Genomic DNA, 22,487 nt, shown 5'->3' on the forward strand with positions numbered 1-22,487 from the left:
GCGTTCGGCTTGGAAATCTGCGCTGTGCAGCGCACGGCCGACTTCAAACGGGTGCCTTTCTGGCGCACCCACACCACGACTTGGCGCCGTCAGTGCGCCTGGTTCCCCGAGTCGATCGCTGAGTCTTCTCACCGCGTCTTCAGCCCGCTTGCCAAAAGTTTTTGGCCTCAATGTTCGCGAATGCTTTGCAGTTTGCAAACGCGATGGGCCCGTGCGTTACATCGCGACCTGCATGAGCAGACGCAAGGCAGCCACGATGCCAGCATTCTTGCGACAGCGCGCCCATTGAAGACGCCTTCTTGTCCTTGCTGAAATTGCCGATGCGTATCTGGTTTAACCGCCCCTTTGCCCTTGCCTACCGTGTGTTGTCCCTGATTCGCGAGGCCGATGCGGCCCGGCAATTCACGCTGATCTGTACCCACAAGCAAGCCTTTTTCACGGGCTATGCGGCCGCCGACGAATGGCAGGTGGAACCCGCCGACCTGGACCTGGATGCTGACGCGTATCGCGACTGGTGCCTGGATTTCGCTGTCCGGCAAAAGATCGATGTCATCGTTCCCGGCCACGAAACGGCCGCACTGGTGCGTGCAGGTGACATGTTTGCCGCTCACGGCATTCGCCTGCTGGCGCCGGCCCATGCCGAAACGCTGCCCAAGCTGCATGACAAATCATGGGTGTATGGGCAGTTGGCAGATCAGCATTTCCTGGCAAGTTCCGTGGACCTGCACCACCCCGGCCAACTCGCTGAAGCGGTGGAATCGATATGGGCGCAAGGCCACCGCGCCTGCATCAAGCCCACCGTGTCGGTGTACGGAAAGGGCTTCTACCGGCTGATGCACCCCGACGACACGCGCAGGCCATTGCGCGGCTTGTCACTCGACGAATGGATGCGGAAGTCGGTCGCCGAAGACGGCACTTGCGCTGCGCAGCAAGTGCTGGAGTATTTGCCGGGCCACGAATTCAGCGTGGACTGCGTTGCGGACCAGGGTCATTGGGTGGCGGGCGTCGTCAGGAAAAAAGCCATTCTCAGCAACACCCAATTGCTGGACGACAACCCGCTCTTGCTGCGATACGCGCAATGCCTGATCGAGCGTTTCGGCCTGAACGGCATGATCAACGTGCAGTTCAAGGAAGACGCCCAGGGCATGCCCAGGCTGCTGGAAATCAACCCGCGAGCCTCCGGTGGCATCGCCATGAGTTGCCTGTCCGGCATCAACTTGCCGTACCTGGCCTTGCGCGGCTTTGTGGATGGCTACGCCGGGCTTGCCATTCCCCCGGCCCGCCTGGGCCAGCGCGTGACCGAGATCGGCGTGGCCATCAGCCTGCCGACGGACCATGCGGGATAAGGGGCAGGCCGTCATGCAAGAAGACGCGATGCGCGCGCAGGTCGAACTGCCGACCGGCTGCCTGAAAATTTCCCTGGACCGTGCGGACTGGCCCTTGCACGAACTCTGCGGCTTCGCTGCGCGCCACAACCCCAAGCGCGGCTTCCTGTTCGTCAGCAAGGTGTTGGGCAAGCACTGGCCCTGCAAGCCGTCCGTGATGCGCGCCGCGCACTTCGCGCTGGCAACCAAGCTGGCTGCACCAGGCGATGCGCCTGCCTTGTTCATTGGCCTTGCCGAAACGGCGACCGGCTTGGGGCAAGGCGTGTTCGAACAGTACCTGGAGCGATTCGGGCAGGGGAGTGCGCTTTATGTACAGACCACCCGCTATCCGTTGTCCGGCGCCCAGATGCTGCCCTTTCTGGAGCGTCACAGCCACGCGCAGAACCTGCGCCTGCATGTGCCCGAGCGTGAGGATTGGGCAGGCATGTTCAAGCGGGCCCGCCTGTTGGTGCTGGTGGACGATGAACTGAGCACGGGCGACACCTGCCTCAGCCTGATTGCCGCCTATGGCGCACAGAATCCAGCGCTTGAAGAAATCGCCGCGGTGTCGCTCAGCAACTTCATGGGCGAGGCGGGGCAGGTCCGCTTTCGCGAGCAACTGGCGCTTCTGGATGTTGCGGGTGCAACGCCCAGGAAGGTGAGCTTTCCCGCATTGGTGGAAGGCCAGTTCAACTTCTCGCCCAACGCGAGTTTTTTTCAGGCGCCACCGCCGCCTGCGGCCCAAGCGGACATGGGGTGCCGTCGCGCGTACAACAGCGCGGCAAGCGCACGTCTGGGGAGTGATTCATTCCTGGCATTGCCGGAGTCGCTGGTTGACGGGTTGGCAGAAACGCTGCCTCGCGACAAACCGGTGCTCGTGTTGGGCAGCGGCGAGTTCATGCATCCGGCCTACGTGCTGGGCACTGCACTGGAAGAGGCGGGCCTGGACGTTCGCATCCAGTCCACCACGCGCTCACCGGTGCTGATGGGCGCCAGCATCGGCTCGCGTCAGCCCTTGCCGGATCTCTATGGCGAAGGCATCCCCAACGCGCTCTACAACTTCAAGGCCGACGATTACGGCGCCGTGCTGCTGTGCCATGAATGCCCTGAGGGTGCCGACGACGGCAGCCTCGCCACCAGCTTGCAGCTTCTCGGCGCACGCGGCATCGCCTTCAACCGGGGGATTGACGCATGAAGGATGCGCGCCATCTGCCCTTGTTCGTGTTCAGCGACCTGGACGACACGCTGTTTTGCAGCGTGCGCAAACGTGCGCTCACCGCCGACTCGCAGCCCGCCGCCTTGCTGAAGAACGGCGACGTCATTTCGTACAGCAATGACCGCCAGCGTGCATTCTTGAACTGGTTGATGCGCGATGCCCGGTTGGTGCCGGTGACCGCTCGCAGCGTGGAAGCCTATCGCCGTGTCTTGATGTCGTTCCCGGGGCCTGCCATCGTGAGCTTTGGTGGTGTGCTGCTCGACGCCGATGGCCGCGAAGACGCGCAATGGGCTGCCCACATGGCGCAAGTGTTGGCGCCGGCCGAACCTCAATTGGAGGACGCCTGCACGGTCTTGCAAAGAGGGATCGAAGCACGCGGATTGAACGCCTGGGCGCGCGTGGTGCGCGAAGGCGGACTGGCGCAATACGTGGTCGCCAAACACCGCGACCATGACGTCCATGCGTTGACGCAACTCAAGGTCGAGGTGCTGCAACCGTGGTTGGCGGCACACCCCGGCTATCGCGCCCACCAGAACGACAACAACCTCGCATTGCTGCCCCCCGGGCTGGACAAGGCTCAAGCCCTGGAATTCCTGTTGGCCCGCTTGCGTCAGGAGCATGGCGCCATCGTGACCGTCGGCTTTGGAGACAGCTACAGCGACGCCGATTTCATGGCCCTGTGCGACTACGGCCTGACGCCTGGCGGTACCCAACTGGGGCATCGGCTGGCAGGCAGGGGAGGGATTGGCCATGCTGGATGACCGCGTGCCGCTGCATGGCAGCTATCTGGCGGATGACGTGCGCTTTCTGCTGAAGCCCCTCACGTTGGCGCCGATCTCGGACACCGCGGAAAAGGAGCGCCTGATTCAAACAGGGCAACGCCACTACAGCGAAGTGATCGGCCGCGAGCAGTTGCCGTCGCCACATTATTTTTCGCTGTTCGAGCAGGCCGTGGAAATGAACGCTGCGAGCATGGCGCGCGATGTCATGCTGCTCGCGCGGCACATCGTTGGCGCCCGTGGCAAGGGCATCACGCTGGTGTCCTTTGCCCGCGCCGGCACGCCGGTGGGTGTGCTGTTGCGGCGCACGCTGGCCCGATACTTCGGCATCGACGCGCCTCACTATTGCGTCTCCATCATTCGTGATCGCGGCGTCGATCCCGTGGCGCTCGACTTCATCTTGTCCAGGCATGCGTCCGAGTCGCTGGTGTTTGTGGATGGCTGGACCGGCAAAGGCGCCATTGCGCGCGAGCTGGTGCGTTCGCTGGAGGCATTCAACGCCAGCCGTCAACTGAACATTCCCGCGCAATTGTTCGTGCTGTGCGATCTGGCCGGGCAGGCCTGGGCTGCTGGGTCGTCCGATGACTACCTCATTCCTTCTGCCGTGCTCAATTCGACGGTGTCTGGCCTGGTGAGTCGCTCGATTCTCAACGAGCACATTGGACCCAAAGATTTTCATGGCTGCCTGCTGTACACGCAGTGGCAGGCGCAGGACCGGTCTCAGTGGTTCGTTGACCGCATTGCGCAAGCCGTGCACGCCAACGCGTCTCTTCACTTGGCACAACCATTGCGCGTGCATGAGCCAAATCGACTCCGGCAGCAGTCGCAAGCCCTGCTCGACCAGCTTGCCCGCAACTACGACATTGCCAACGTCAACCTGATCAAGCCGGGCATCGGCGAAGCCACCCGTGTTCTCTTGCGCCGTGTGCCTCGGATGCTGCTGTTGCGCGATCGCGCCGCGCCCGCCACGGCGCATCTGGTGTGGTTGGCGCAATCGGCCGATGTGCCCATCGAGGTGGACCCGACACTGCCGGTGCATGCAGTGGCCGTTATCAAAACATTGACTGAAGACTGAGTTCCCTTTTATGAAACCTGCCACTGCCTGCGCGCTGCATTTGGGAGCATCGCTTTATGTGCCGGCGACCCGATCCAAGTTGGCTGCGGTGTTGTCCGGCAGCGAGATACCGGCCTTGCGCTCGGTCATCGCCTGCACGGAGGATGCTGTGTCCGATGGCGAACTGGAAAGCGCGCTGGCCAATCTGGCTGCTGCGCTTCGGGTGCTGGACCCGGCTGTCATGCGGCGCAATTTGCTGCGCTTCGTGCGCGTGCGAAATCCGGCGGTGATGGCGCGCGTCCTGGCGATGCCGGGCGTCGAAAAGCTGCACGGCTTTGTGCTGCCGAAATTCACTCTCGATGTTCTGCCCGAATACCACGCGTTGCTCCATGGCAAGAATTTCTGGCTGATGCCAACGCTGGAAACATTCGAGGTGTTCAACCAGGACGCCATGCGCGAACTTTCGCTGGCGCTGAGCCGCGACGAATGGAAGGCGCGCATATTGGCGTTGCGGGTGGGCGGGAGCGACTTGCTGCGCTTGCTCGGTTTGCGCCGCACGCGTGGAATCACCCTGTACGACACGCCGCTGGGCAGCTTGCTGTCGCAGTTGATCCTCACCTTCAAGCCGCTGGGATTTGCGCTGACCGCACCCGTCTTCGACTTCATCGAAGACGAACACCTGCTGGCTCAAGAGGCCAAGCGCGACGTGGCTTTCGGCTTTTGCGGCAAGACCGCCATCCACCCCGCGCAGATCGCAACGATCGAAGCCGCCTTTCACGTCAGCGCCAGCGAATTGTTCGCCGCGCGCAGGTTGATGGAGCCCGATTGCCCTGCCGTTTTCAAGCACGACGGCACGATGTACGAGGCCGTGGTGCATCGGGACTGGGCGAGGCAAGTGATCGCCAAGCGCGAGATGTTGGCGATGTAGTTTGTCGATTCCGTTCGCTTGACCGCACGCGCAGAGGCCCGCGAGTGGAGGGAGCATCGCAGCAGGCCGACAATGGGCGGCATGCATCGACAAACTGGATCTTCTTTCCGGCTGCGACAGCCGCGCCTCCACATCTCGGCCCTCTGTGCACTGGCCGCCGCGCTTGTGGCGGGTTGCGCCTCTGCACCGCCGACCGAGCCTTCAAAGCCGGGCGTGCCAACCACGGCTCCCCGGACATCGACGGCGACTCCGGTGCCTGCCGGCACCCAGGATGCGGGGCGCCAACAGGCCTTCGCACAATGGGTCGCGGCCTTCCGCGCCTCCGCGCGCAGCGAGGGCATCAGCGAAGCGGCGCTCGACAAGGCTTTCAGCAACGTTCAATACCTGCCGCGCGTCATTGAACTCGACCGTGCGCAACCGGAGTTCACGCGCCCGGTGTGGGACTACCTCGACAACACCGTTTCGTCACAACGCATTGCAGCGGGCCAGGAGAAGCTTGCGCAATACCGTGCCGAAACCGACGCTGCGGCCGCGCGCTACGGCGTGCCGCCGGCGATCGTCGTCGCCATCTGGGGCATGGAAAGCAACTACGGCGGCAACTACGGCAACACGCCGACCATCGATGCGCTGGCAACCCTTGCCTTCGACGGCCGCCGTGAAGACTGGGCCCGGCGCGAGCTGCTGGCCGCGCTGAAAATCATCGACAAGGGCGACATCGACCACGACCACATGATCGGCTCGTGGGCAGGCGCCATGGGCCAGACCCAGTTCATGCCGTCGAACTTCCTCGCCTACGCAGTGGATGCGGATGGCGATGGCCGCCGCGACATCTGGGCCAGCATGGCGGACGTCACGGCCTCCACGGCGAACTTCCTGGCGCGAGCGGGCTGGCGTGCCGGACAGCCCTGGGGCGTCGAAGTGCAGTTGCCGGCCGGCTTTGACCTTTCGCGTGCGGACGACGCCTTGCGTCAAACCTCTTCGCAGTGGGCCGCCGAGGGCGTGCGCACGATGAACGGACAGCCCTTGCCGGAACTCGCGGACGCCTCGATCCTGCTGCCTGCCGGTGCACGCGGCCCGGCCTTCCTGACCGGCCAGAACTTCCGTGTCATCCTGCGCTACAACAACTCGACGAACTACGCGCTTGCGGTGGCCTTGCTGGCGCAACAGATTGCAGGTGGGCCCGGTGTACAGGCGTCGTGGCCGCGTGACCTGAAGCCGCTCACGCGCAGCGAACTGATGGAACTGCAGACGGCGTTGAACCAGCGGGGCTTTGCCAGCGGCACGCCCGATGGCGTGATGGGCCCGGCGACGCGCAATGCCATTCGCAACTATCAGCGCAGCGTGGGCATGCCGGCGGATGGCTTTCCAACGACCAGCATCCTTGAGCGCTTCAGAGCGCCGTGATGAGTTTCTCCCTCTCCCTCCGGGAGAGGGCAGGGGTGAGGGCTCCGGGCCTTTGAACGCGTGGGGCGGTGGATAGGCCCGGCGCCCCTCACCCTGACCCTCTCCCGGAGGGAGAGGGGATGAATACCGAAGGGACGAATACCGAAGGAATGAAGACCGAGGCCATCACACCTTGATCGCAAGCAACTCCTTCAACGTCGCATCAATCTGCGCCGTGCATTCCGGATCCGCGCCGAACAATCCCAGGTGCCCATCGATGCTCCGGATCGGCCGGAACTGGCTTCCCGGAATCATCTTCTGCTCTGCCTCGCAGTCGCGCGGGGGAAAGAACATGTCTTCGCTGATCGGCATGACAAAAGTCTTGGCCTTGATGCGGCCCAGCGCTTCCTTCAGGTCGCCGCCGGTCAGGCGGCTCACGTCGCCGCGCTGCCATTTCCAGGCCATGCACAGCAGGTCGTTGGGATCCATCGGCGCAAAGTAGCCGGTCATGAAGTTGTCGATGAACTCGCGCACCGACGCGAAGCCCAGCGCGGCGGGGCGTCCCTGCTTGTAGAACTCGGTGCTCCAGCCCATCACCGCCCACATCTTGGCGTGGCGCTTCAGGCCCGCGTGCACGTCCGCGGACTGCGCGTAGTCGCCGCCGTTGAAGGCCGGGTCGGACGTGATGGCTTCCACCAGCGTCTCGGTAAAGAGGAAGTCGTGCTCGGTGTTCTTCGCGGTGCCGGCGATGGGAGCGGCACGCTTGACCATGTCGGGATAGCGCACCGCCCATTCATAGGTCTGCTGCGCACCCATCGAGCCGCCCACCACCAACGCAAGGCTCTGGATGCCGAATTTTTCCGTCAGCAGCCGGTGCTGAGCCCGCACGTCATCGCCGATGCGCACCTTGGGAAAATTGGCCATGCCGTCGCGCCCCGGCGTGTTGTGCGGCGAACTCGACAAGCCGCTGCCAATCTGGTTCACCACCACGATGAAGTACTTGTCGGGATCGAGTGCGTGCGTGTTGCCGATGTAGACCTGCTCCAGCAGCTTGCTGGTGCCCGAGTACCAGGTGGGCATGAGGATCGCGTTGTCTTTGGCGGCGTTCAGCTTGCCGTGCGTGGCGACGGCCAGCTTGCAGCCGCGCAGCACACCGCCTTCTTCGAGGTCGAGGTCGCCGATGTCGTGCAGTTCATAGGGGCCGTGGCCTTCTTGCGAGTAGTAGCTGTTGGTGATCATGCTGTCTCCAGTGCTGGTTTGAATGGTGCTTGGGTCACGCGGACAGTGAGAATCCTTCGTACCCCTTGGCGGCGACTTCATCGCATTTCCTGCGATACCCGCCCACCCCTTCCGGCCCCAGGTAGGGCAGGAAGCGGCGCGGCTTTCCGGGGATATTGGCGCCCATGTACCAGGAGTTGGCGCCGGGCATCAGCGTCATGTTCACGATTTCGTTCACGTGCCCGACCCATTGCTGCTGCGCCTGCGGCGTCGCTTCGATGACGGTCAGCTTGTTCCTTCGCATGTGGTCGATGCAATCGGTGACCCACTCGACGTGTTGCTCGATGGACACCGGCATGTTCGACAGCGCGGAAGGGCTCTGCGGCCCCGTGATGGTGAACAGGTTCGGAAAGCCCGCCACCATCAGGCCCAGGTAGGCCTGCGGACCGTCCTTCCATTCGTCGGCGAGCGCGCGGCCCCCGCGGCCCCGGATGCCGAGCTGCTTCAGCGATCCGGTCAAGGCATCGAAGCCCGTGGCGAACACGATGATGTCGAGCTCATGCTCCTTGCCGCCGGCACGGATGCCCCTGGGCGTGATCTCCTCGATGGGCCCGTCGGTGCTGGCATCGACCAGCGTCACCGTGGGCTTGTTGAAGGTCTCGAAGTAGTTGGTGTCCAGCGGCTGGCGCTTGGTGCCGTAGGCGTAGGTCTTGGGAATCAGCTTCTCGGCGACCTCCGGGTCCTTGACGGTCGCGCGGATCTTGCGCTTGAGGTAGTCGGCAATGATGTCGTTGGCTTCCTTGCTGAAGAGCATGTCCTGGTAGTTGGAGAGCCAGAAGTCAAAGCCGCCGTTGCCCCACATGCGGTCGAACTCGGCCTCGCGCTCTTCGGGCGTGGTCTGCAGCACCGACTTGGGAATGAAGTTCAGCTCGAAGCCGAAAAAGGATCCGCGGATGTTCTGCACGATCTGGTCGTAGCTGGCCTTGCGCGCCTTCGTCACCTCCGGATTGACCTTGCCGTTGCGCGCCGGCACACAATAGTTGGGTGTTCTCTGGAACACCGTCAGGTGCCTTGCCTGCTGCGAGATTTCGGGAATGGCCTGGACGGCCGTCGCGCCCGTGCCGATGACGCCAACGCGCTTGTTGGTGAAGTCCACGCCGTCATGCGGCCAGCGGCTGGTGTGATAGGCCTTGCCCTTGAAGGTCTCCAGTCCCTTGTAGTCGGGGAGGTTGAGCATCGACAGGCTGCCCACGGCGGCAATGACATAACGCGCCGTGATGACGTCGCCCTTGTCCGTGCGCACGGTCCACTGGTTCTTCTTGTCGTCGTAGACGGTCTCGGTGACGCGCTTGCCGAAGAGGATGTCGGGCTTCAGGTCAAAGCGGTCGGCGCAGTGTTCCAGGTAGCGCAGGATCTCGCCCTGCTCGGGGTAGCGCTCGGACCACTCCCATTCCTGCAGCAGGTTCTTGTCGAAGGTGTAGCAGTAGATGTAACTGTCGGAGTCGCAGCGGGCGCCGGGGTAGCGGTTCCAGTACCAGGTGCCCCCGACGCCGTTGCCGGCCTCGATGACCTTTACCTTCATGGCGAGCTTGTCGCGCAATTGCCTGAGCATGTACATCCCCGAAAAGCCGGCGCCGATGATCACGGCATCCAGGTCGAGGTCCACGCTTGCGCTGGACGCCGGAGCGTCCCGGGTCGATGTCGTCATGTGCATGTCTCCTGTGTGCCTGGCACTCGCGTCTTGTGGTGTGCGGCCGGAGAGCGAACGATAGGCTTGGGCCTGCTCGCCGGGCACAGCGAATTCGGCGATTTCAACAACAGTTGTTACAAGGCGGTACAGGGCGTGACTGGCAACTGTTGCCAGCCCGGGTCGCCTTGGCGCGGCGGCCTCAGCGCAGGAACACGCCGACGAGCATCACCACCACGCCAGCGGCGAGAACGCCGAGCCAGCGGTATTCGATCCGGGCACATTGCCGGGCTTCGCGCTGAAGCTCGGCGCAGGCGTGGCGCACGGTGTCGCCGATCTGCTCGGCCAAGGCGCTGTCCTCGTTCATCACACTGTCGCCGAATCCACCCGTGGTCGCGGACTGAATCGGAGATGTGGAACGACGGCGCATGGTCGGAGCCTCTGGTGGTGGGATGACTGCGAGAAGTAGTAACTTCTTCTCATAGACGAATTTATGCGCCACCTTTGGTTTAAACGATCAACCAGTGCACAGGCTCGATGTGACTTTTTTCACATCGCTGGCGAGTTCAGGCCGGAATCGACGTCGGCAAGGCCCGGACCATGGCCCGCAGGTAGGTGGTCAGCTCGGATTCGTCGGTGCGGCGCCGGTTCATGACGACCGGCGTGGTCACGTCTTCGTCGCCCAGGGGCAGGTAGAGCACGCCCTCCCGATGCAGGTTCTGCACCGAATGCGGCACCAATGCGTAGCCGAGGCCGGCGACCACGAGCCCGATGGCGGTTTGCACCTCGTTGGCCTCCAGCGCAATGGTGGGCTTGAGGCCGCGTGACTGGAACATCTCCAGCACCTGGTCGGCATAGCTCGGCCGCGGCTTGGCGGGATAGAGCAGCAAGGGCTCGGCCGCCAGCTTGGCCAGGGTGATGCTCTTGTGCTTGACCAGGCGATGGTTCACAGGCAACGCCACCACCACCGCTTCGTTTCGCACCAGTTCGCCGACCACGTCATCGTCGTCGGGGAAGTGAAGACGGCCAAAGCCCATGTCGATGCGGCCGGCCTTGAGCGCTTCCATCTGCTGCACCGTCGTCATCTCGTAGAGGTTGAGCTCGACCATCGGATGCGCTTCGCGGAACTGGCGGATCACGTCGGGCAACTTGCCATAGAGCGTGGAGGGCGCGAAACCGATGGCATACCAGGTGCGCTTGCCGCCGGCAATGCGCATCGTCGCTGTCTGGATCTCGACCATGCGGTCGAGCAACTGTTGCGCCTGGATCTGGAAGAAGCGACCGGCCGGCGTGAGCCGCAGTGGGCGTGATGTCCGGTCGAGCAGTTCGGCGCCGAGCTCGTCTTCCAGCGTGCGGATCTGCCGGCTCAGCGGCGGCTGCGCGATGTGCAGTTGCTCGGCTGCGCGGCTGAAGCTCAGCTCGCGGGCGACGGCGCAGAAGTAGCGCAGGTGGCGCAGTTCGAGGTGCATGGCAACTTCCCTCGTGGAGTAGGGGTGGCTAGTGGAAACCCGATGGCTCTATACCTTGAAGGTATTTTGCCGGACCCAATCGATATTGGACCGCAAGGCGCGTGAAGAGGACCATTCAGTCCATGAACACGAGCCCCACCATCCACTCCATCGAGGCCATCCTGGTCGACCTGCCGACCATCCGCGCCCACAAGCTGGCGATGACGACCATGATGCGCCAGACGCTGGTGATCGTGCGCCTTGCCTGCAGCGACGGCTTCACCGGCATCGGCGAGACCACGACCATCGGCGGCCTGGCCTACGGCGACCAGAGCCCCGAGAGCATCAAGAGCGCAATCGACAACTACATCGCACCGCTGCTCGCCGGCACCGATGCCACCCGCATCAATGCCGCGATGCAGCGCGTCGCTGCGGCGGTGCAGGGCAACTCCTTTGCCAAGTCGGCCGTGGAGATCGCCTTGCTCGACGCACAGGGTCAGCGCCTCGGTCTGCCGGTGCACGCCCTGCTGGGCGGCGCAATGCGCAGCGCGCTGCCGGTGCTGTGGACGCTTGCCAGCGGCGATGCCACCCGCGACGTCGATGAAGCACTCGCCCTGATCGAAGCCCGTCGCCACAAGGTCTTCAAGCTCAAGATCGGCAGCCACCCGCTGGCCGAAGACATCGCCCACGTGCAAGCCATTCGCCGCGGCTTGGGCGATGAGGTGATGCTGACGGTGGATGTGAACCAGGCGTGGGATGAAACCACCGCCGTGCAAGGCATCGCGGCGCTCGAAGCCATCGGCGTCAGCCTGATCGAACAACCCGTGGCGCGCCGCAATCGCCGCGCCCTCAAGCGCCTTGCCGCACGCTTCGACGTGGCCATCATGGCCGACGAAGCGGTGCATGACGCCATCGATGCATTTGACCTTGCCGCGGACGCCGCAGCGGATGTCTACGCGCTGAAGATCTCGCAGGCCGGCGGCCTGTGGCCCACCCTGCGCGCCGCCGCCGTTGCCGATGCGGGCGGCATGGGCATCTACGGCGGCACGCTGCTCGAAGGCAGCGTCGGCAGCATCGCCGCGGCGCATGTGTTTGCCGCCTGCCCGACGCTGGCCTGGGGCACCGAACTGTTCGGCCCGCTGCTGCTGAAGGACGACATCGTCGTGCAGCGTCCCGAATACCGCGACTTCGAACTGCAGCTGCCGCAAGTGCCAGGGCTGGGCGTGCAGCTGGATCCCGACAAGCTCGCCTTCTATCGCCGCGACCGCGCGTCGCAGGCCGTCGCCGTCACCGCCTGAGGACCACCACCATGCTGTTCCACGTTGAAATGACCGTCAACCTGCCGCACGACATGACGCCGGCGCTAGCCGACCAGCTCAAGGCGCGCGAGAAGGAAATCGCCCAAGGCCTGCAACGCGATGGCGTGTGGCGCCACCTGTGGCGCATCGCCGGCCGCTATGCCAACGTCAGCATCTTCGACGTGGCCGACAACGGAATGTTGCACGACACGCTGATGACGCTGCCCCTGTTTCCCTACATGGACATTGTCGTGCGGCCCTTGTGCCGCCACGGCTCGTCCATCCGCGACGACGACCGCTGATACCCATCCTCGCCTCTTTTTTTCAACCCCACGATCCCAAGGAAGACAAAGCCATGAACGAACTCACCCAAACCCAACTGCTGGAACGCGTCACGCTCGCCAATCGCCCCAACGGCAATCCGCGCGTGCAGAAGATCACCGCGCGCATCGTCGGCGACCTGTTCCGCGCCATCGACGAACTGGACATCCAGCCCGACGAGTTCTGGGCCGGTGTCGACTGGCTCTCGCGCCTGGCGTCGAGCGGGCAGGCCGGGCTCATCACGGCGGGCCTGGGCTTCGACCGCCTGCTGGACATCCGCCTGGACGAAGCCGATGAACGCGCCGGCCGCAACGCCGGCACGCCGCGCGCCATCGAAGGGCCGCTCTACATCGCCGGCGCGCCGTTGTCCAAGTACGAAACGCGTGTCGACGAAGAGGGCGACGAACAGCGCGGCGAGACGATGGTGATGGAAGGCCGCGTGCTCGACGTCAACGGCAAGCCTGTGGCCGGTGCCATCGTCGACGTGTGGCACGCCAACGAACTGGGCCGCTACTCGCACTTCGACCCGGACCAGGCCGAGTACGCGCTGCGCCGCAAGATCGAGACCGATGCGCAAGGCCGCTACCGCTTCCGCAGCTTCCTGCCGCCGGGTTACGCGATCCCGCCGAACAGCCCGACCTCGGAACTGTTCAGCGCCATCGGCCGCCACGGCAATCGTCCGGCGCACATCCACTTCCTGGTGGTCGCGCCGGGCCTGCGCACGCTGACGACGCAAGTCAACGTGCCGGGCGACAGCTTCATCGACGACGACTTTGCCTTTGCCACGCGTGACGGGTTGATCCTGAAGCTCGAGCGGAACACGCCGCCCAAGGGCTACGAGTCGCTTGGCGTGACGACGCAGTTCACGCGCGTGCCGTTCGACTTCGTCATGCAGCCGGCCGTGGACGAAAGCGAAGCCGATCCGCAAGCCCGCGTCGCGCGCGCACTCGCCTGAACTGAGTCAGGCACTCCTGCGCCGGCGTACAGCCCGGCCAGGAGCTCTCTCCCGAAACCGATCGTCGACAGGTGAAGCAGGGTGCTTCGGCTTTGCGACGACCTCCTTTCAGCAAATCGCCATTCCGCAGCCTTTCCGGAGACACAACATGATCCCCATCTACCCCGTCAAGTCCACGCCGAACCTCGCGAAGCTCGACGCCTTGCTCGAAGACGATCCGGTCGAGCACAAGTACCGTCTCGACCGCTCGGTGTTCACCGACGAACAGTTGTTCGATCTGGAGATGAAGCACATCTTCGAAGGCAACTGGGTCTACCTCGCGCATGAGAGCCAGATCGCCAACGTCAACGACTACCTGACCGTGTACGTGGGCCGCCAGCCGGTGGTCATCACGCGCAGCAAGGACGGCAAGCTCAACGCGCTGGCCAACACCTGCACGCACCGCGGCGCGATCCTGTGCAGGCATAAGAAGGGCAACAAGTCGAGCTTCACCTGCCCCTTTCACGGCTGGACCTTCAACAATGCGGGCAAGCTGCTCAAGGTCAAGGACAACAGCGCCGAGGCCGGCTACCCGCCCAGCTTCAATTGCGAAGGCAGCCACGACCTGGCGAAGCTCGGCGCGTTCGAGAACTACCGCGGCTTCCTGTTCGGCAGCGTCAACCCCGACGTCGTGCCGCTGAAGGAGCACCTGGGCGAGGCCGCCAAGATCATCGACATGATCGTCGACCAGTCGCCCGAAGGCCTGGAAGTGCTGCGCGGCGCATCGACCTACACCTTCGACGGCAACTGGAAGCTCGGCGCGGAGAACGGCGCGGACGGCTACCACGTGTCGTCCGTGCACTGGAACTACGCGGCCACCACCAGCCGCCGCAGCGTCGACGGCAAGGTCGACACCGTCAAGGCCATGAACGCCGGCAAGTGGGCGCAGCAAGGCGGCGGCTCCTACACCTTCAAGCACGGCCACCTGCTGCTGTGGACCAACTGGGCGAACCCGGAAGACCGCCCGCTGTATTCGAAGCGCGACGAGTGGATCGACAAGTTCGGCGAAGCGAAGACCGACTGGATGCTGGGCAAGTCGCGCAACCTTTGCCTGTACCCCAACGTCTACCTGATGGACCAGTTCAGCTCGCAGATCCGCATCGTGCGGCCGATCTCGGTCAACAAGACGGAAGTGACGATCTACTGCATCGCGCCCAAGGGTGAGGCGCCCGAAGCGCGCACGCGGCGCCTGCGCCAGTACGAGGACTTCTTCAACGCCACCGGCATGGCCACGCCCGACGACCTGGAGGAGTTCCGCTCCTGCCAGCACGGCTACGGCGCACGGGCCGTGAAGTGGAACGACATGAGCCGCGGTGCCACGCACTGGATCAAGGGGCCCGACGCGACGGCCGACCTCATCGACCTCAAGCCGGACATGAGCTGCGTGAAGACGGAGGACGAAGGCCTGTACATCGGCCAACACGAGTACTGGCTCGACACGATGAAGAAGGCCGTGGTCGCCGAGTCGGAAGGAGCGCTGTGATGATTTCCTACCAGGCCATCCAGTCCTTCGTGTTTTCGGAGGCGCGCGCACTCGACGAGCATCGCTGGGCCGACTGGCTCGCCCACTACGCGGACGACGCCGAGTTCTTCATGCCATCGTGGGACGACGACGACAAGCTGACCACGGACCCGCAGAACGAGGTCTCGCTCATCTACTACCCCGACAAGCAGGGCCTGGAAGACCGCGTGTTCCGCATCCAGACCGAGCGCTCCAGCGCCACGATGCCCGACACGCGCACCGGCCATGCGATCAACAACCTGGAGGTGCTGTCGCAGGACGACAAGCAATGCGTCGTGTCCTTCAACTGGACCACGCACAGCTTTCGCTACGACATCGTGGACGTGTACTTCGGCAGCTCGCAGTACACGCTGGACACGAGTGGCGAGAGGCCGCTGATCAAGCGCAAGTACGTCGTGCTGAAGAACGACTACATCCACCACCTGCTCGACATCTATCACATCTGATTTCAGGGACAAGGAGACAACACCATGACGTACAACATCGCCTTGCAGTTCGAAGACGGCGTCTCGCGCATCATCCCGTGCGAGCCCAACGAACTGGTCGCCGACGCGGCCTACCGCGCCAAGATCAACATCCCGCTGGACTGCCGCGACGGCGCCTGCGGCACCTGCAAGTGCCACTGCGAAAGCGGGTCCTTCACGATGGGCGACTACATCGAGGATGCGCTCGCCGATGACGAAGCCGCCAACGGCTACGTGCTGACCTGCCAGATGAAGCCGACCTCGGATTGCGTGGTGCGCGTGCCGGCTTCGTCGGCCGCGTGCAAGACGGAAGTGGGCGCGCATGCGGGCAAGCTCACGAAGATCGAGCGTGATTCGGCGACGACGGTTTCATTCGCGCTGCAAGCCGAAAGGCCGCTGGCTTTCCTGCCGGGGCAGTACGTCAACCTGATGGTGCCGGGCAGCAAGGAGACGCGCTCGTACTCCTTCAGCTCCGCGCCGAACACATCGGAGTTGGCCTTCCTGATCCGCGACGTGCCCGACGGCCTGATGAGCACCTACATGCGCAAGCAGGCGCAGCCCGAGGACTTCATGATGTTCACCGGGCCGTACGGCAGCTTCTACCTGCGGCCGGCCGTGCGCCCGATCCTGATGCTGGCCGGCGGCACGGGACTCGCGCCCTTCCTGTCGATGCTGCAGTGGCTCAAGGACAACCCGACGGACCATCCGATTCGCCTGGCCTACGGGGTGAACACCAACGACGACCTGGTCGAACTGGAGACGCTGCACGAACTGAAATCCACCCTGCCGGACTTCGAGTTCTTCACTTGCGTGGTCGACCAGGAGAGTGGCCATCCGAAGCAAGGCTACGTGACCAATCATCTCTCGGGCGACGACCTGCACGACGGCAATGTCGACGTGTACGTGTGCGGCCCGCCGCCGATGGTGGAGGGCGTTCGCAAGTGGATGTCCGGCGTGGGCGTTACGCCCAAGAGCTTCCACTTCGAGAAGTTCTCGTCGGCCAACGAAGCGGTGGCAGCATGAGCCCCGGTCGCTTCAACAACAAGGTCGTCATCGTGACGGGGGCGGCGCAGGGCATCGGGCGCGGTGTCGCGTTGCGGGTGGCAGCCGAAGGCGGGGCCGTGCTGGCCGTGGACCGCGCCGACATCGTCAGCGAAGTCGTGGCGGAAATCGAGGCGGGCGGCGGAACGGCTGCTGCCTTCCAGGCCGACCTGGAAACTTTTGCCGGCGCGCAGGCCATGGTCGCGCAATGCCTTTCCGTGTTCCAGCGCGTCGACGTGTTGATCAACAACGTCGGCGGCACGATCTGGGCCAAGCCCTATGAGCACTATGAAGAGGCGCAGATCGAAGCGGAGATCCGGCGCTCGCTGTTCCCGACGCTGTGGTCTTGCCGCGCGGTGCTGCCTTTCATGGTGGAGAAGCAGCACGGCGTCATCGTCAATGTGTCGTCGGTGGCCACGCGGGGCGTGCATCGCGTGCCCTATTCGGCGGCCAAGGGCGGGGTGAATGCACTGACCGCCTCGCTGGCGATGGAGCACACGCACAACGGCATCCGCATCAACGCCACCGCGCCGGGCGGCACCGATGCGCCACCGCGTCGGATCCCACGCAACCAGTCGCAGTCCACGACAAGTGCGCAAGACGCGCAGTGGTACCAGGGCGTCATCGACCAGACGGTCGCTTCCAGCCTCATGCATCGCTACGGAACCATCGACGAGCAGGTCGCGCCGATCCTGTTCCTGGCCTCCGACGAGTCGTCCTACATCACCGGGACTGTCGTTCCTGTTGGTGGCGGTGACCTCGGCTGATTCCTTCGTTCATCCAACCCACGAGAGACAAACATGCGCCACATCGACCTGCACAAGCTGTCAGACGAAGCCCGCTTCAACCGGTTCCACGCGGGGGTGCTCTTCTGGTGTGCCCTCATCATCATCTTCGACGGCTACGACCTTGCGGTCGCCGGCATCGCCTTGCCGTCGATCATGAAAGAGATGGGCGTGAGCCCGACCAACGCGGGCTTCATGGTGAGCTCGGCGCTCTTCGGCATGATGTTCGGCGCCATCTTCCTGGGCACCATTGCCGACAAGATCGGCCGGCGACGGGCGATCGCAATCTGCATTGGGCTCTTCAGCGTGTTCACCGCGGCCGCGGGCCTGACGCATGAACCGGTGACTTTCAGCGTGATGCGCTTCCTCGCGGGGCTGGGCATCGGCGGCGTGATGCCGAACGTCGTCGCGCAGATGACCGAGTATTCGCCGCGCAAGATCCGCAGCACGATGGTGACGCTGATGTTCAGCGGCTATGCCGTCGGCGGCATGCTCGCCGCGCTGCTGGGGAAGGGCTTGATCGAAGCCTATGGATGGTCGTCCGTCTTCCTGGCTGCGGGCCTGCCGGTGCTCTTGATTCCCGTCATCCTGCGCTCGATGCCGGAATCGATGCCCTTTCTGATCAAGTCGCAGCGCATTGACGAATTGAAAGTCATCGCATCCCATCTCGACCCCAGCTATCGCGCCGACGCGGCAGACCGCTTCGAGCTGCCGCGCGAAGACAAGGCCCACAGCGCGCCCATCGGTCGGCTGTTCCAGGAGGGCAGGGGCTTCAGCACCATCATGTTCTGGGTCGCCTTTTTCATGTGCCTGTTCATGGTGTACGCGCTCAGTTCGTGGCTCACGAAGCTGATGGCGGGCGCTGGCTACAGCCTGGGCTCGGCACTGACCTTCGTGCTGGTGCTGAACTTCGGCGCGATGATCGGTGCGGTGGGCGGCGGCTGGCTGGCGGATCGCTTTCACATCAAGTACGTGCTGGTGGGCATGTATGCGTTGGCGGCGGTGTCGATCACGTTGCTGGGATACAAGGTGCCGCCCGCCGCGCTGTTCCTGCTGGTTGGCCTGGCGGGTGCCTCGACCATCGGCACGCAGATCGTGACCTATGCCTATGTGGGGCAGTTCTATCCGCTGGCGGTACGTGCCACGGGCATTGGCTGGGCATCGGGTGTGGGGCGCAGCGGGGCGATCCTTGCGCCGATTGCGATTGGTTCGCTGGTGGGCATGGCGCTTCCGCTCGAACAGAACTTCATGGCGATTGCGATTCCGGCGGTGATTGCGGCGGTGGCGGTGGCTTGCATCCGGCACGGGCTTTCGAGCGGGGCGCAGCGCGTCGAAGACAACACGGACGTCGCACCTGCGCATATCCGTACGGCGATCTCCGCGAAGTGATGAACATCATGCGCCGCGCATCGCATCGCCTGACGCACTGGCTCGCAACCATTGCAAGGCGGATCGATCGCGGCGTGACGGCATCCGGTGCGCTGATCGACGCCGGCACGCCGCATCCCGGGGAACAACGCTGAAGCACTCCCCGCGCATGCACGACGCACCAAGGTCTATTTCAGCGTTGCCCCCGATCACTCCGGCAACGGCAACGAACTCGTGCACTTGAACTCATCCAGGCAAACGCTCGAGCGCACGCCGTCCACCCCCGGCAGCCGCATCAGCTTGTCGATCAGGAACTGCGACAGCGCTTTCAAATCCTTCGCGATCACCTTGATGACGAAGTCGTAGTCGCCGGTGATCGAGTAGCACTCCAGCACTTCCGGCAAGTCCACCACCACGTCGGTGAACTTCGACATTTCGCGGATGTGCCCCTTTTCCATTGCCACGTGAATGAAGGCGACGACGTTCAGGTCAAGCCTTCCGGCCGCCAGGCGCGTTTCGTAACGGGCGATGAAACCCGCTTCTTCCAGCCGTTTGTGCCGCCGGTGGCATTGCGCCGGCGAGAGGCCCGCAGCCTCGGCCAATTCGAGGTTGGAGGCGCGTCCGTGCTCCTGCAAAAACGCCAGGATTTTGCGGTCGATGCGGTCGAATTCAACGTCGTACAACATCGTCTCCTAATGTGACTTTTCGGCGCAATCATATTTCATGCATGAGGGTTCCTCCTGGCCCCGGATGAAAGCAGATTGTTCGTGCAAAAGTTCACACTTCTCCTCCTCGAAAGCAGTTCGGCGACGGGAATCACAAGCTTCCTCATTCGGGCGGCGTTTTCGACTTCGAGCCATCCGCTCCCAATCACATCAGGACCTCAACGTGAAATTTTCTTTCTTGCGTACCCCTCTGTCCCTGTTGGCCGTCGCACTCGCTGCCAGCGTCACCGTTTCCAGCCATGCCGCCGAAAAGTCCGTCGCCGTGACCTCGATCGTTGAACACAAGGCCCTCGACGCGGTGCGCGACGGCGTTCGCGACGAACTGAAGGCAGCCGGCTTCGAGCCGGGCAAGAACCTGAAATACGAATTCCAGAGCGCCCAGGGCAACAACGGCACGGCCGCGCAGATCGCCCGCAAGTACGTCGGCGAGCGTCCGGACGTGATCGTGGCCATCGCCACGCCGTCGGCGCAGGCCGTGGTCGCGGCCAGCAAGGACATTCCGGTCGTCTACAGCGCAGTGACCGACCCGGTCGCCGCCAAGCTGGTCAAGAGCTGGGACGCTTCGGGCACGAACGTGACGGGCGTGTCCGACCTGTCGCCGCTGGACAAGCACCTCGAACTCATCAAGCGCGTGGTGCCCAACGCCAAGCGCGTCGGCGTGATCTACAGCCCGGGTGAAGCCAACTCGGTGGCCATCGTCGATTCGCTCAAGAAGGCGATGAACGGCTCCGGCATGACGCTGGTTGAAGGCGCTGCCGCACGCACGGTGGACGTGGCGAGCGCGGCGCAAAGCCTGGTCGGCAAGGTCGACGTGATCTACGCGCCGACGGACAACAACGTGATGTCGGCCTTCGAAGGCATCGTCAAGGTTGCGCAGCAAGCGAAGATTCCGGTGGTCGCAGCCGACACCGACGCCGTCAAGCGAGGCGCCGTCGCGGCGCTGGGTCTGAACTATTACGACATCGGCCAGCAGACCGGCAAGATCGTCGTGAGCATCCTGAAGGGCCAGAAGCCCGGCACCATCGCCTCGCAAACCAGCAACACCTTCGAACTGCACGTGAACCCGGCGGCCGCGCTCAAGCAGGGCGTGACGCTGTCGGACGAACTCGTGAAGTCGGCCCAGGTCGTGGTCAAGTAAGCAACGCGGCAGGAATCCCCACATGTCGCTCATCGCCTCGCTTGGCGCCATCGAGATCGGTCTGATATTCGGACTGGTCGCGTTGGGTGTCTACCTCTCGTTTCGCATCATCAACTTTCCGGACCTGACCGTTGACGGCAGCTTTCCGCTCGGCGGCGCCGTTGCGGCGGCGCTGATCGTCGCGGGATGGAATCCCTTTGCCGCCACCGCCGCTGCCATCGTGGCCGGTGCGCTCTCGGGCTATCTCACGGCGTGGCTCAACGTCAAGCTGCGCATCATGCAGTTGCTCGCCAGCATCCTCGTGATGATCGCGCTCTATTCGGTCAACCTGCGCATCATGGGCAAGCCGAACGTCGCGTTGATCAACGACCCGACCGTGTTCACGATGCTCGACGCCGGTGGCGTGCCCGACTACGTGCTCAAGCCGCTGGTGCTGCTGGCCATCGTGGCCGTGGTCAAGCTGCTGATCGACCTGTTCTTTGCATCGGAGATCGGCCTGGCGATGCGTGCCACGGGCGGCAATGCGCGCATGGCGCGTGCCCAGGGCATCTCGACAGACCGGCTGACGGTGTGGGGCTTGGCCATTTCCAACGGGCTGGTGGCGCTGGCCGGTGCGCTGTTCGTGCAGTCGCAAGGCGGCGCGGACATCTCGATGGGCATCGGCACCATCGTCGTGGGCCTGGCGGCGGTGATCATCGGCGAGACCATTCTCCCTGCCCGCAGCCTCGTCATCACGACGCTGGCCTGCGTGCTGGGTGCGGTGCTCTACCGCTTCTTCATCGCGCTGGCACTCAACAGCGACTTCATCGGCCTGCAGGCGCAGGACCTGAACCTGGTGACCGCGGTGCTGGTGGCCATTGCACTTCTGGTTCCCAACTTCAGGCGCAAGCTCGCGGGCTTCTTTCCCGGCGTGCGCAACACCCCTTCAGCAGCAGCCATCAAGGAGGCCAAATAATGTTGCGCGCAAAAGGTCTGGAGATCACTTTCAACCCCGGCACGCCGATTGAAAACCGTGTGCTGCGTGGATTGAACCTGACGATTCCCACGGGGCAGTTCGTCACCGTCATCGGCTCCAACGGAGCTGGCAAATCGACCTTCCTGAATGCCATCAGCGGCGACCTGATGGTCGACCGCGGCAGCATCAAGATCGATGAGGCCGACGTCACGCGCCGCTCGGCGTGGCAACGCTCGGATCTGGTCGCACGGGTCTTCCAGGACCCGATGGCCGGCACCTGCGAAGCGCTGACCATCGAAGAGAACATGGCGCTGGCCTTCAAGCGCGGCGCGCGTCGCAGCTTCGGATTCGCGGTCAAGCGCAGCCTGCGCGAGTTCTTCCGCGAGAAGCTCAGCATGCTCAACCTTGGGCTGGAAAACCGGCTGGCCGACCGCATGGGCTTGCTGTCCGGCGGACAGCGCCAAGCCGTCAGCCTGCTGATGGCATCGCTGCAGCCTTCGCGCATCCTGCTGCTCGATGAGCACACGGCGGCACTCGATCCCAAGACGGCGGCCTTCGTGCTCGAACTCACCGCCAAGATCGTCGAAGGCAGCAAGCTGACGGCCATGATGGTCACGCACAGCATGCGCCAGGCGCTGGACTACGGCACGCGCACCGTGATGCTGCATGAAGGCCGCGTGATCCTCGACGTCGAAGGCGAAGAGCGCGCCGGCATGGACGTGCCCGACCTGCTCCACATGTTCGAGAAGACCCGCGGCGAAAAGCTTGACGACGACAAATTGCTGCTGGCCTGAACCCA

General features: G+C 63.9%; 23 protein-coding genes. 18 read left to right on the plus strand and 5 right to left on the minus strand.

The window, feature by feature from the left end; translation table 11 throughout:
• Window positions 1–299: 299 nt before the first annotated feature.
• The 6 genes from QTI66_RS23745 (at window position 300) to QTI66_RS23770 (ending at window position 6,745) form a co-directional block, all read left to right on the plus strand.
• Window positions 300–1,346: an ATP-grasp domain-containing protein gene (locus tag QTI66_RS23745; protein ID WP_286562437.1), complete on the plus strand. Its 1,047-nt coding sequence runs from the start codon at window positions 300–302 to the stop codon at window positions 1,344–1,346.
• A 13-nt stretch (window positions 1,347–1,359) separates the two neighbouring features.
• A complete protein-coding gene (locus tag QTI66_RS23750) occupies window positions 1,360–2,559 on the plus strand; it encodes a phosphoribosyltransferase domain-containing protein (RefSeq protein WP_286562438.1) in 1,200 nt (399 codons plus the stop codon).
• Window positions 2,556–3,341, plus strand: a complete 786-nt coding sequence (locus tag QTI66_RS23755; RefSeq protein ID WP_286562440.1) for an HAD family hydrolase — start codon at window positions 2,556–2,558, stop codon at window positions 3,339–3,341. Before QTI66_RS23750 ends, QTI66_RS23755 begins: the two co-directional genes overlap by 4 nt.
• Window positions 3,331–4,434, plus strand: a complete 1,104-nt coding sequence (locus tag QTI66_RS23760; protein ID WP_286562441.1) for a cysteine protease StiP family protein — start codon at window positions 3,331–3,333, stop codon at window positions 4,432–4,434. The genes QTI66_RS23755 and QTI66_RS23760 overlap by 11 nt, the downstream gene beginning before the upstream one ends.
• Before the next feature lie 10 nt (window positions 4,435–4,444).
• Complete coding sequence (locus tag QTI66_RS23765; RefSeq protein WP_286562442.1) at window positions 4,445–5,341, plus strand: HpcH/HpaI aldolase/citrate lyase family protein; 897 nt, start codon at window positions 4,445–4,447, stop codon at window positions 5,339–5,341.
• 81 nt (window positions 5,342–5,422) lie between these two features.
• Window positions 5,423–6,745: a lytic murein transglycosylase gene (locus QTI66_RS23770; protein ID WP_286562444.1), complete on the plus strand. Its 1,323-nt coding sequence runs from the start codon at window positions 5,423–5,425 to the stop codon at window positions 6,743–6,745.
• 165 nt (window positions 6,746–6,910) lie between these two features.
• Here the strand turns inward: QTI66_RS23770 and QTI66_RS23775 are convergent, their stop codons facing one another.
• The 4 genes from QTI66_RS23775 to QTI66_RS23790 form a co-directional block, all read right to left on the minus strand.
• Complete coding sequence (locus tag QTI66_RS23775) at window positions 6,911–7,963, minus strand: alpha/beta fold hydrolase (protein WP_286562445.1); 1,053 nt, start codon at window positions 7,961–7,963, stop codon at window positions 6,911–6,913.
• A 34-nt stretch (window positions 7,964–7,997) separates the two neighbouring features.
• The gene (locus QTI66_RS23780) at window positions 7,998–9,650 is read right to left on the minus strand and encodes a flavin-containing monooxygenase (protein WP_286562446.1); all 1,653 of its coding nucleotides are present in this window, start codon (window positions 9,648–9,650) and stop codon (window positions 7,998–8,000) included.
• 181 nt (window positions 9,651–9,831) lie between these two features.
• Window positions 9,832–9,996 (minus strand): hypothetical protein, encoded by a 165-nt coding sequence (locus QTI66_RS23785; protein ID WP_286562447.1) that lies wholly within the window; start codon window positions 9,994–9,996, stop codon window positions 9,832–9,834.
• A 199-nt stretch (window positions 9,997–10,195) separates the two neighbouring features.
• Entirely contained in the window at window positions 10,196–11,098 is a 903-nt protein-coding gene (locus QTI66_RS23790; protein ID WP_286562448.1) for a LysR family transcriptional regulator, read from the minus strand.
• 122 nt (window positions 11,099–11,220) lie between these two features.
• On the opposite strand from QTI66_RS23790, the gene QTI66_RS23795 reads away from it, so the two are divergent.
• The 9 genes from QTI66_RS23795 to QTI66_RS23835 all read left to right on the plus strand — a co-directional run bounded on the left by QTI66_RS23795 (window position 11,221) and on the right by QTI66_RS23835 (window position 19,025).
• Window positions 11,221–12,375 carry a muconate/chloromuconate family cycloisomerase gene (locus QTI66_RS23795; RefSeq protein ID WP_286562449.1) on the plus strand — a complete coding sequence of 385 codons (1,155 nt, stop codon included), beginning with the start codon at window positions 11,221–11,223 and terminating at the stop codon, window positions 12,373–12,375.
• Between the two features lie 11 nt (window positions 12,376–12,386).
• A complete protein-coding gene (gene catC / locus QTI66_RS23800) occupies window positions 12,387–12,677 on the plus strand; it encodes a muconolactone Delta-isomerase (RefSeq protein WP_286562450.1) in 291 nt (96 codons plus the stop codon).
• A 53-nt stretch (window positions 12,678–12,730) separates the two neighbouring features.
• A complete protein-coding gene (locus QTI66_RS23805) occupies window positions 12,731–13,651 on the plus strand; it encodes a dioxygenase family protein (protein WP_286562452.1) in 921 nt (306 codons plus the stop codon).
• Between the two features lie 148 nt (window positions 13,652–13,799).
• Window positions 13,800–15,173, plus strand: a complete 1,374-nt coding sequence (gene benA / locus QTI66_RS23810) for a benzoate 1,2-dioxygenase large subunit (protein WP_286562454.1) — start codon at window positions 13,800–13,802, stop codon at window positions 15,171–15,173.
• The gene (gene benB / locus QTI66_RS23815) at window positions 15,173–15,658 is read left to right on the plus strand and encodes a benzoate 1,2-dioxygenase small subunit (RefSeq protein ID WP_286562455.1); all 486 of its coding nucleotides are present in this window, start codon (window positions 15,173–15,175) and stop codon (window positions 15,656–15,658) included. Before benA ends, benB begins: the two co-directional genes overlap by 1 nt.
• 24 nt (window positions 15,659–15,682) lie before the next feature.
• Window positions 15,683–16,699, plus strand: a complete 1,017-nt coding sequence (gene benC / locus QTI66_RS23820) for a benzoate 1,2-dioxygenase electron transfer component BenC (protein ID WP_286562456.1) — start codon at window positions 15,683–15,685, stop codon at window positions 16,697–16,699.
• Window positions 16,696–17,484 carry a benzoate diol dehydrogenase BenD gene (gene benD / locus QTI66_RS23825; RefSeq protein WP_286562457.1) on the plus strand — a complete coding sequence of 263 codons (789 nt, stop codon included), beginning with the start codon at window positions 16,696–16,698 and terminating at the stop codon, window positions 17,482–17,484. Before benC ends, benD begins: the two co-directional genes overlap by 4 nt.
• Window positions 17,485–17,517: 33 nt before the next feature.
• A complete protein-coding gene (locus QTI66_RS23830) occupies window positions 17,518–18,891 on the plus strand; it encodes an MFS transporter (RefSeq protein ID WP_286562458.1) in 1,374 nt (457 codons plus the stop codon).
• Window positions 18,891–19,025 carry a hypothetical protein gene (locus QTI66_RS23835; RefSeq protein ID WP_286562459.1) on the plus strand — a complete coding sequence of 45 codons (135 nt, stop codon included), beginning with the start codon at window positions 18,891–18,893 and terminating at the stop codon, window positions 19,023–19,025. The genes QTI66_RS23830 and QTI66_RS23835 overlap by 1 nt, the downstream gene beginning before the upstream one ends.
• A gap of 54 nt (window positions 19,026–19,079) precedes the next feature.
• Here QTI66_RS23835 and QTI66_RS23840 read toward each other — a convergent pair whose 3' ends face one another.
• On the minus strand, window positions 19,080–19,556 hold the full coding sequence (locus tag QTI66_RS23840) for an Lrp/AsnC family transcriptional regulator (RefSeq protein WP_286562460.1): 477 nt from the start codon (window positions 19,554–19,556) through the stop codon (window positions 19,080–19,082).
• 202 nt (window positions 19,557–19,758) lie between these two features.
• On the opposite strand from QTI66_RS23840, the gene QTI66_RS23845 reads away from it, so the two are divergent.
• Genes QTI66_RS23845 through QTI66_RS23855 form a run of 3 tightly spaced genes read left to right on the plus strand, consistent with a single transcriptional unit; the run spans window position 19,759 to window position 22,482 of the window.
• A complete protein-coding gene (locus tag QTI66_RS23845; RefSeq protein ID WP_286562462.1) occupies window positions 19,759–20,733 on the plus strand; it encodes an ABC transporter substrate-binding protein in 975 nt (324 codons plus the stop codon).
• Between the two features lie 22 nt (window positions 20,734–20,755).
• A complete protein-coding gene (locus tag QTI66_RS23850; protein WP_286562464.1) occupies window positions 20,756–21,688 on the plus strand; it encodes an ABC transporter permease in 933 nt (310 codons plus the stop codon).
• Entirely contained in the window at window positions 21,688–22,482 is a 795-nt protein-coding gene (locus QTI66_RS23855; protein WP_286562465.1) for an ABC transporter ATP-binding protein, read from the plus strand. The genes QTI66_RS23850 and QTI66_RS23855 overlap by 1 nt, the downstream gene beginning before the upstream one ends.
• The last annotated feature ends 5 nt before the right edge of the window (window positions 22,483–22,487 follow it).

The organism is Variovorax brevis (genome assembly GCF_030317105.1).
Lineage (GTDB): Bacteria > Pseudomonadota > Gammaproteobacteria > Burkholderiales > Burkholderiaceae_C > Variovorax > Variovorax brevis.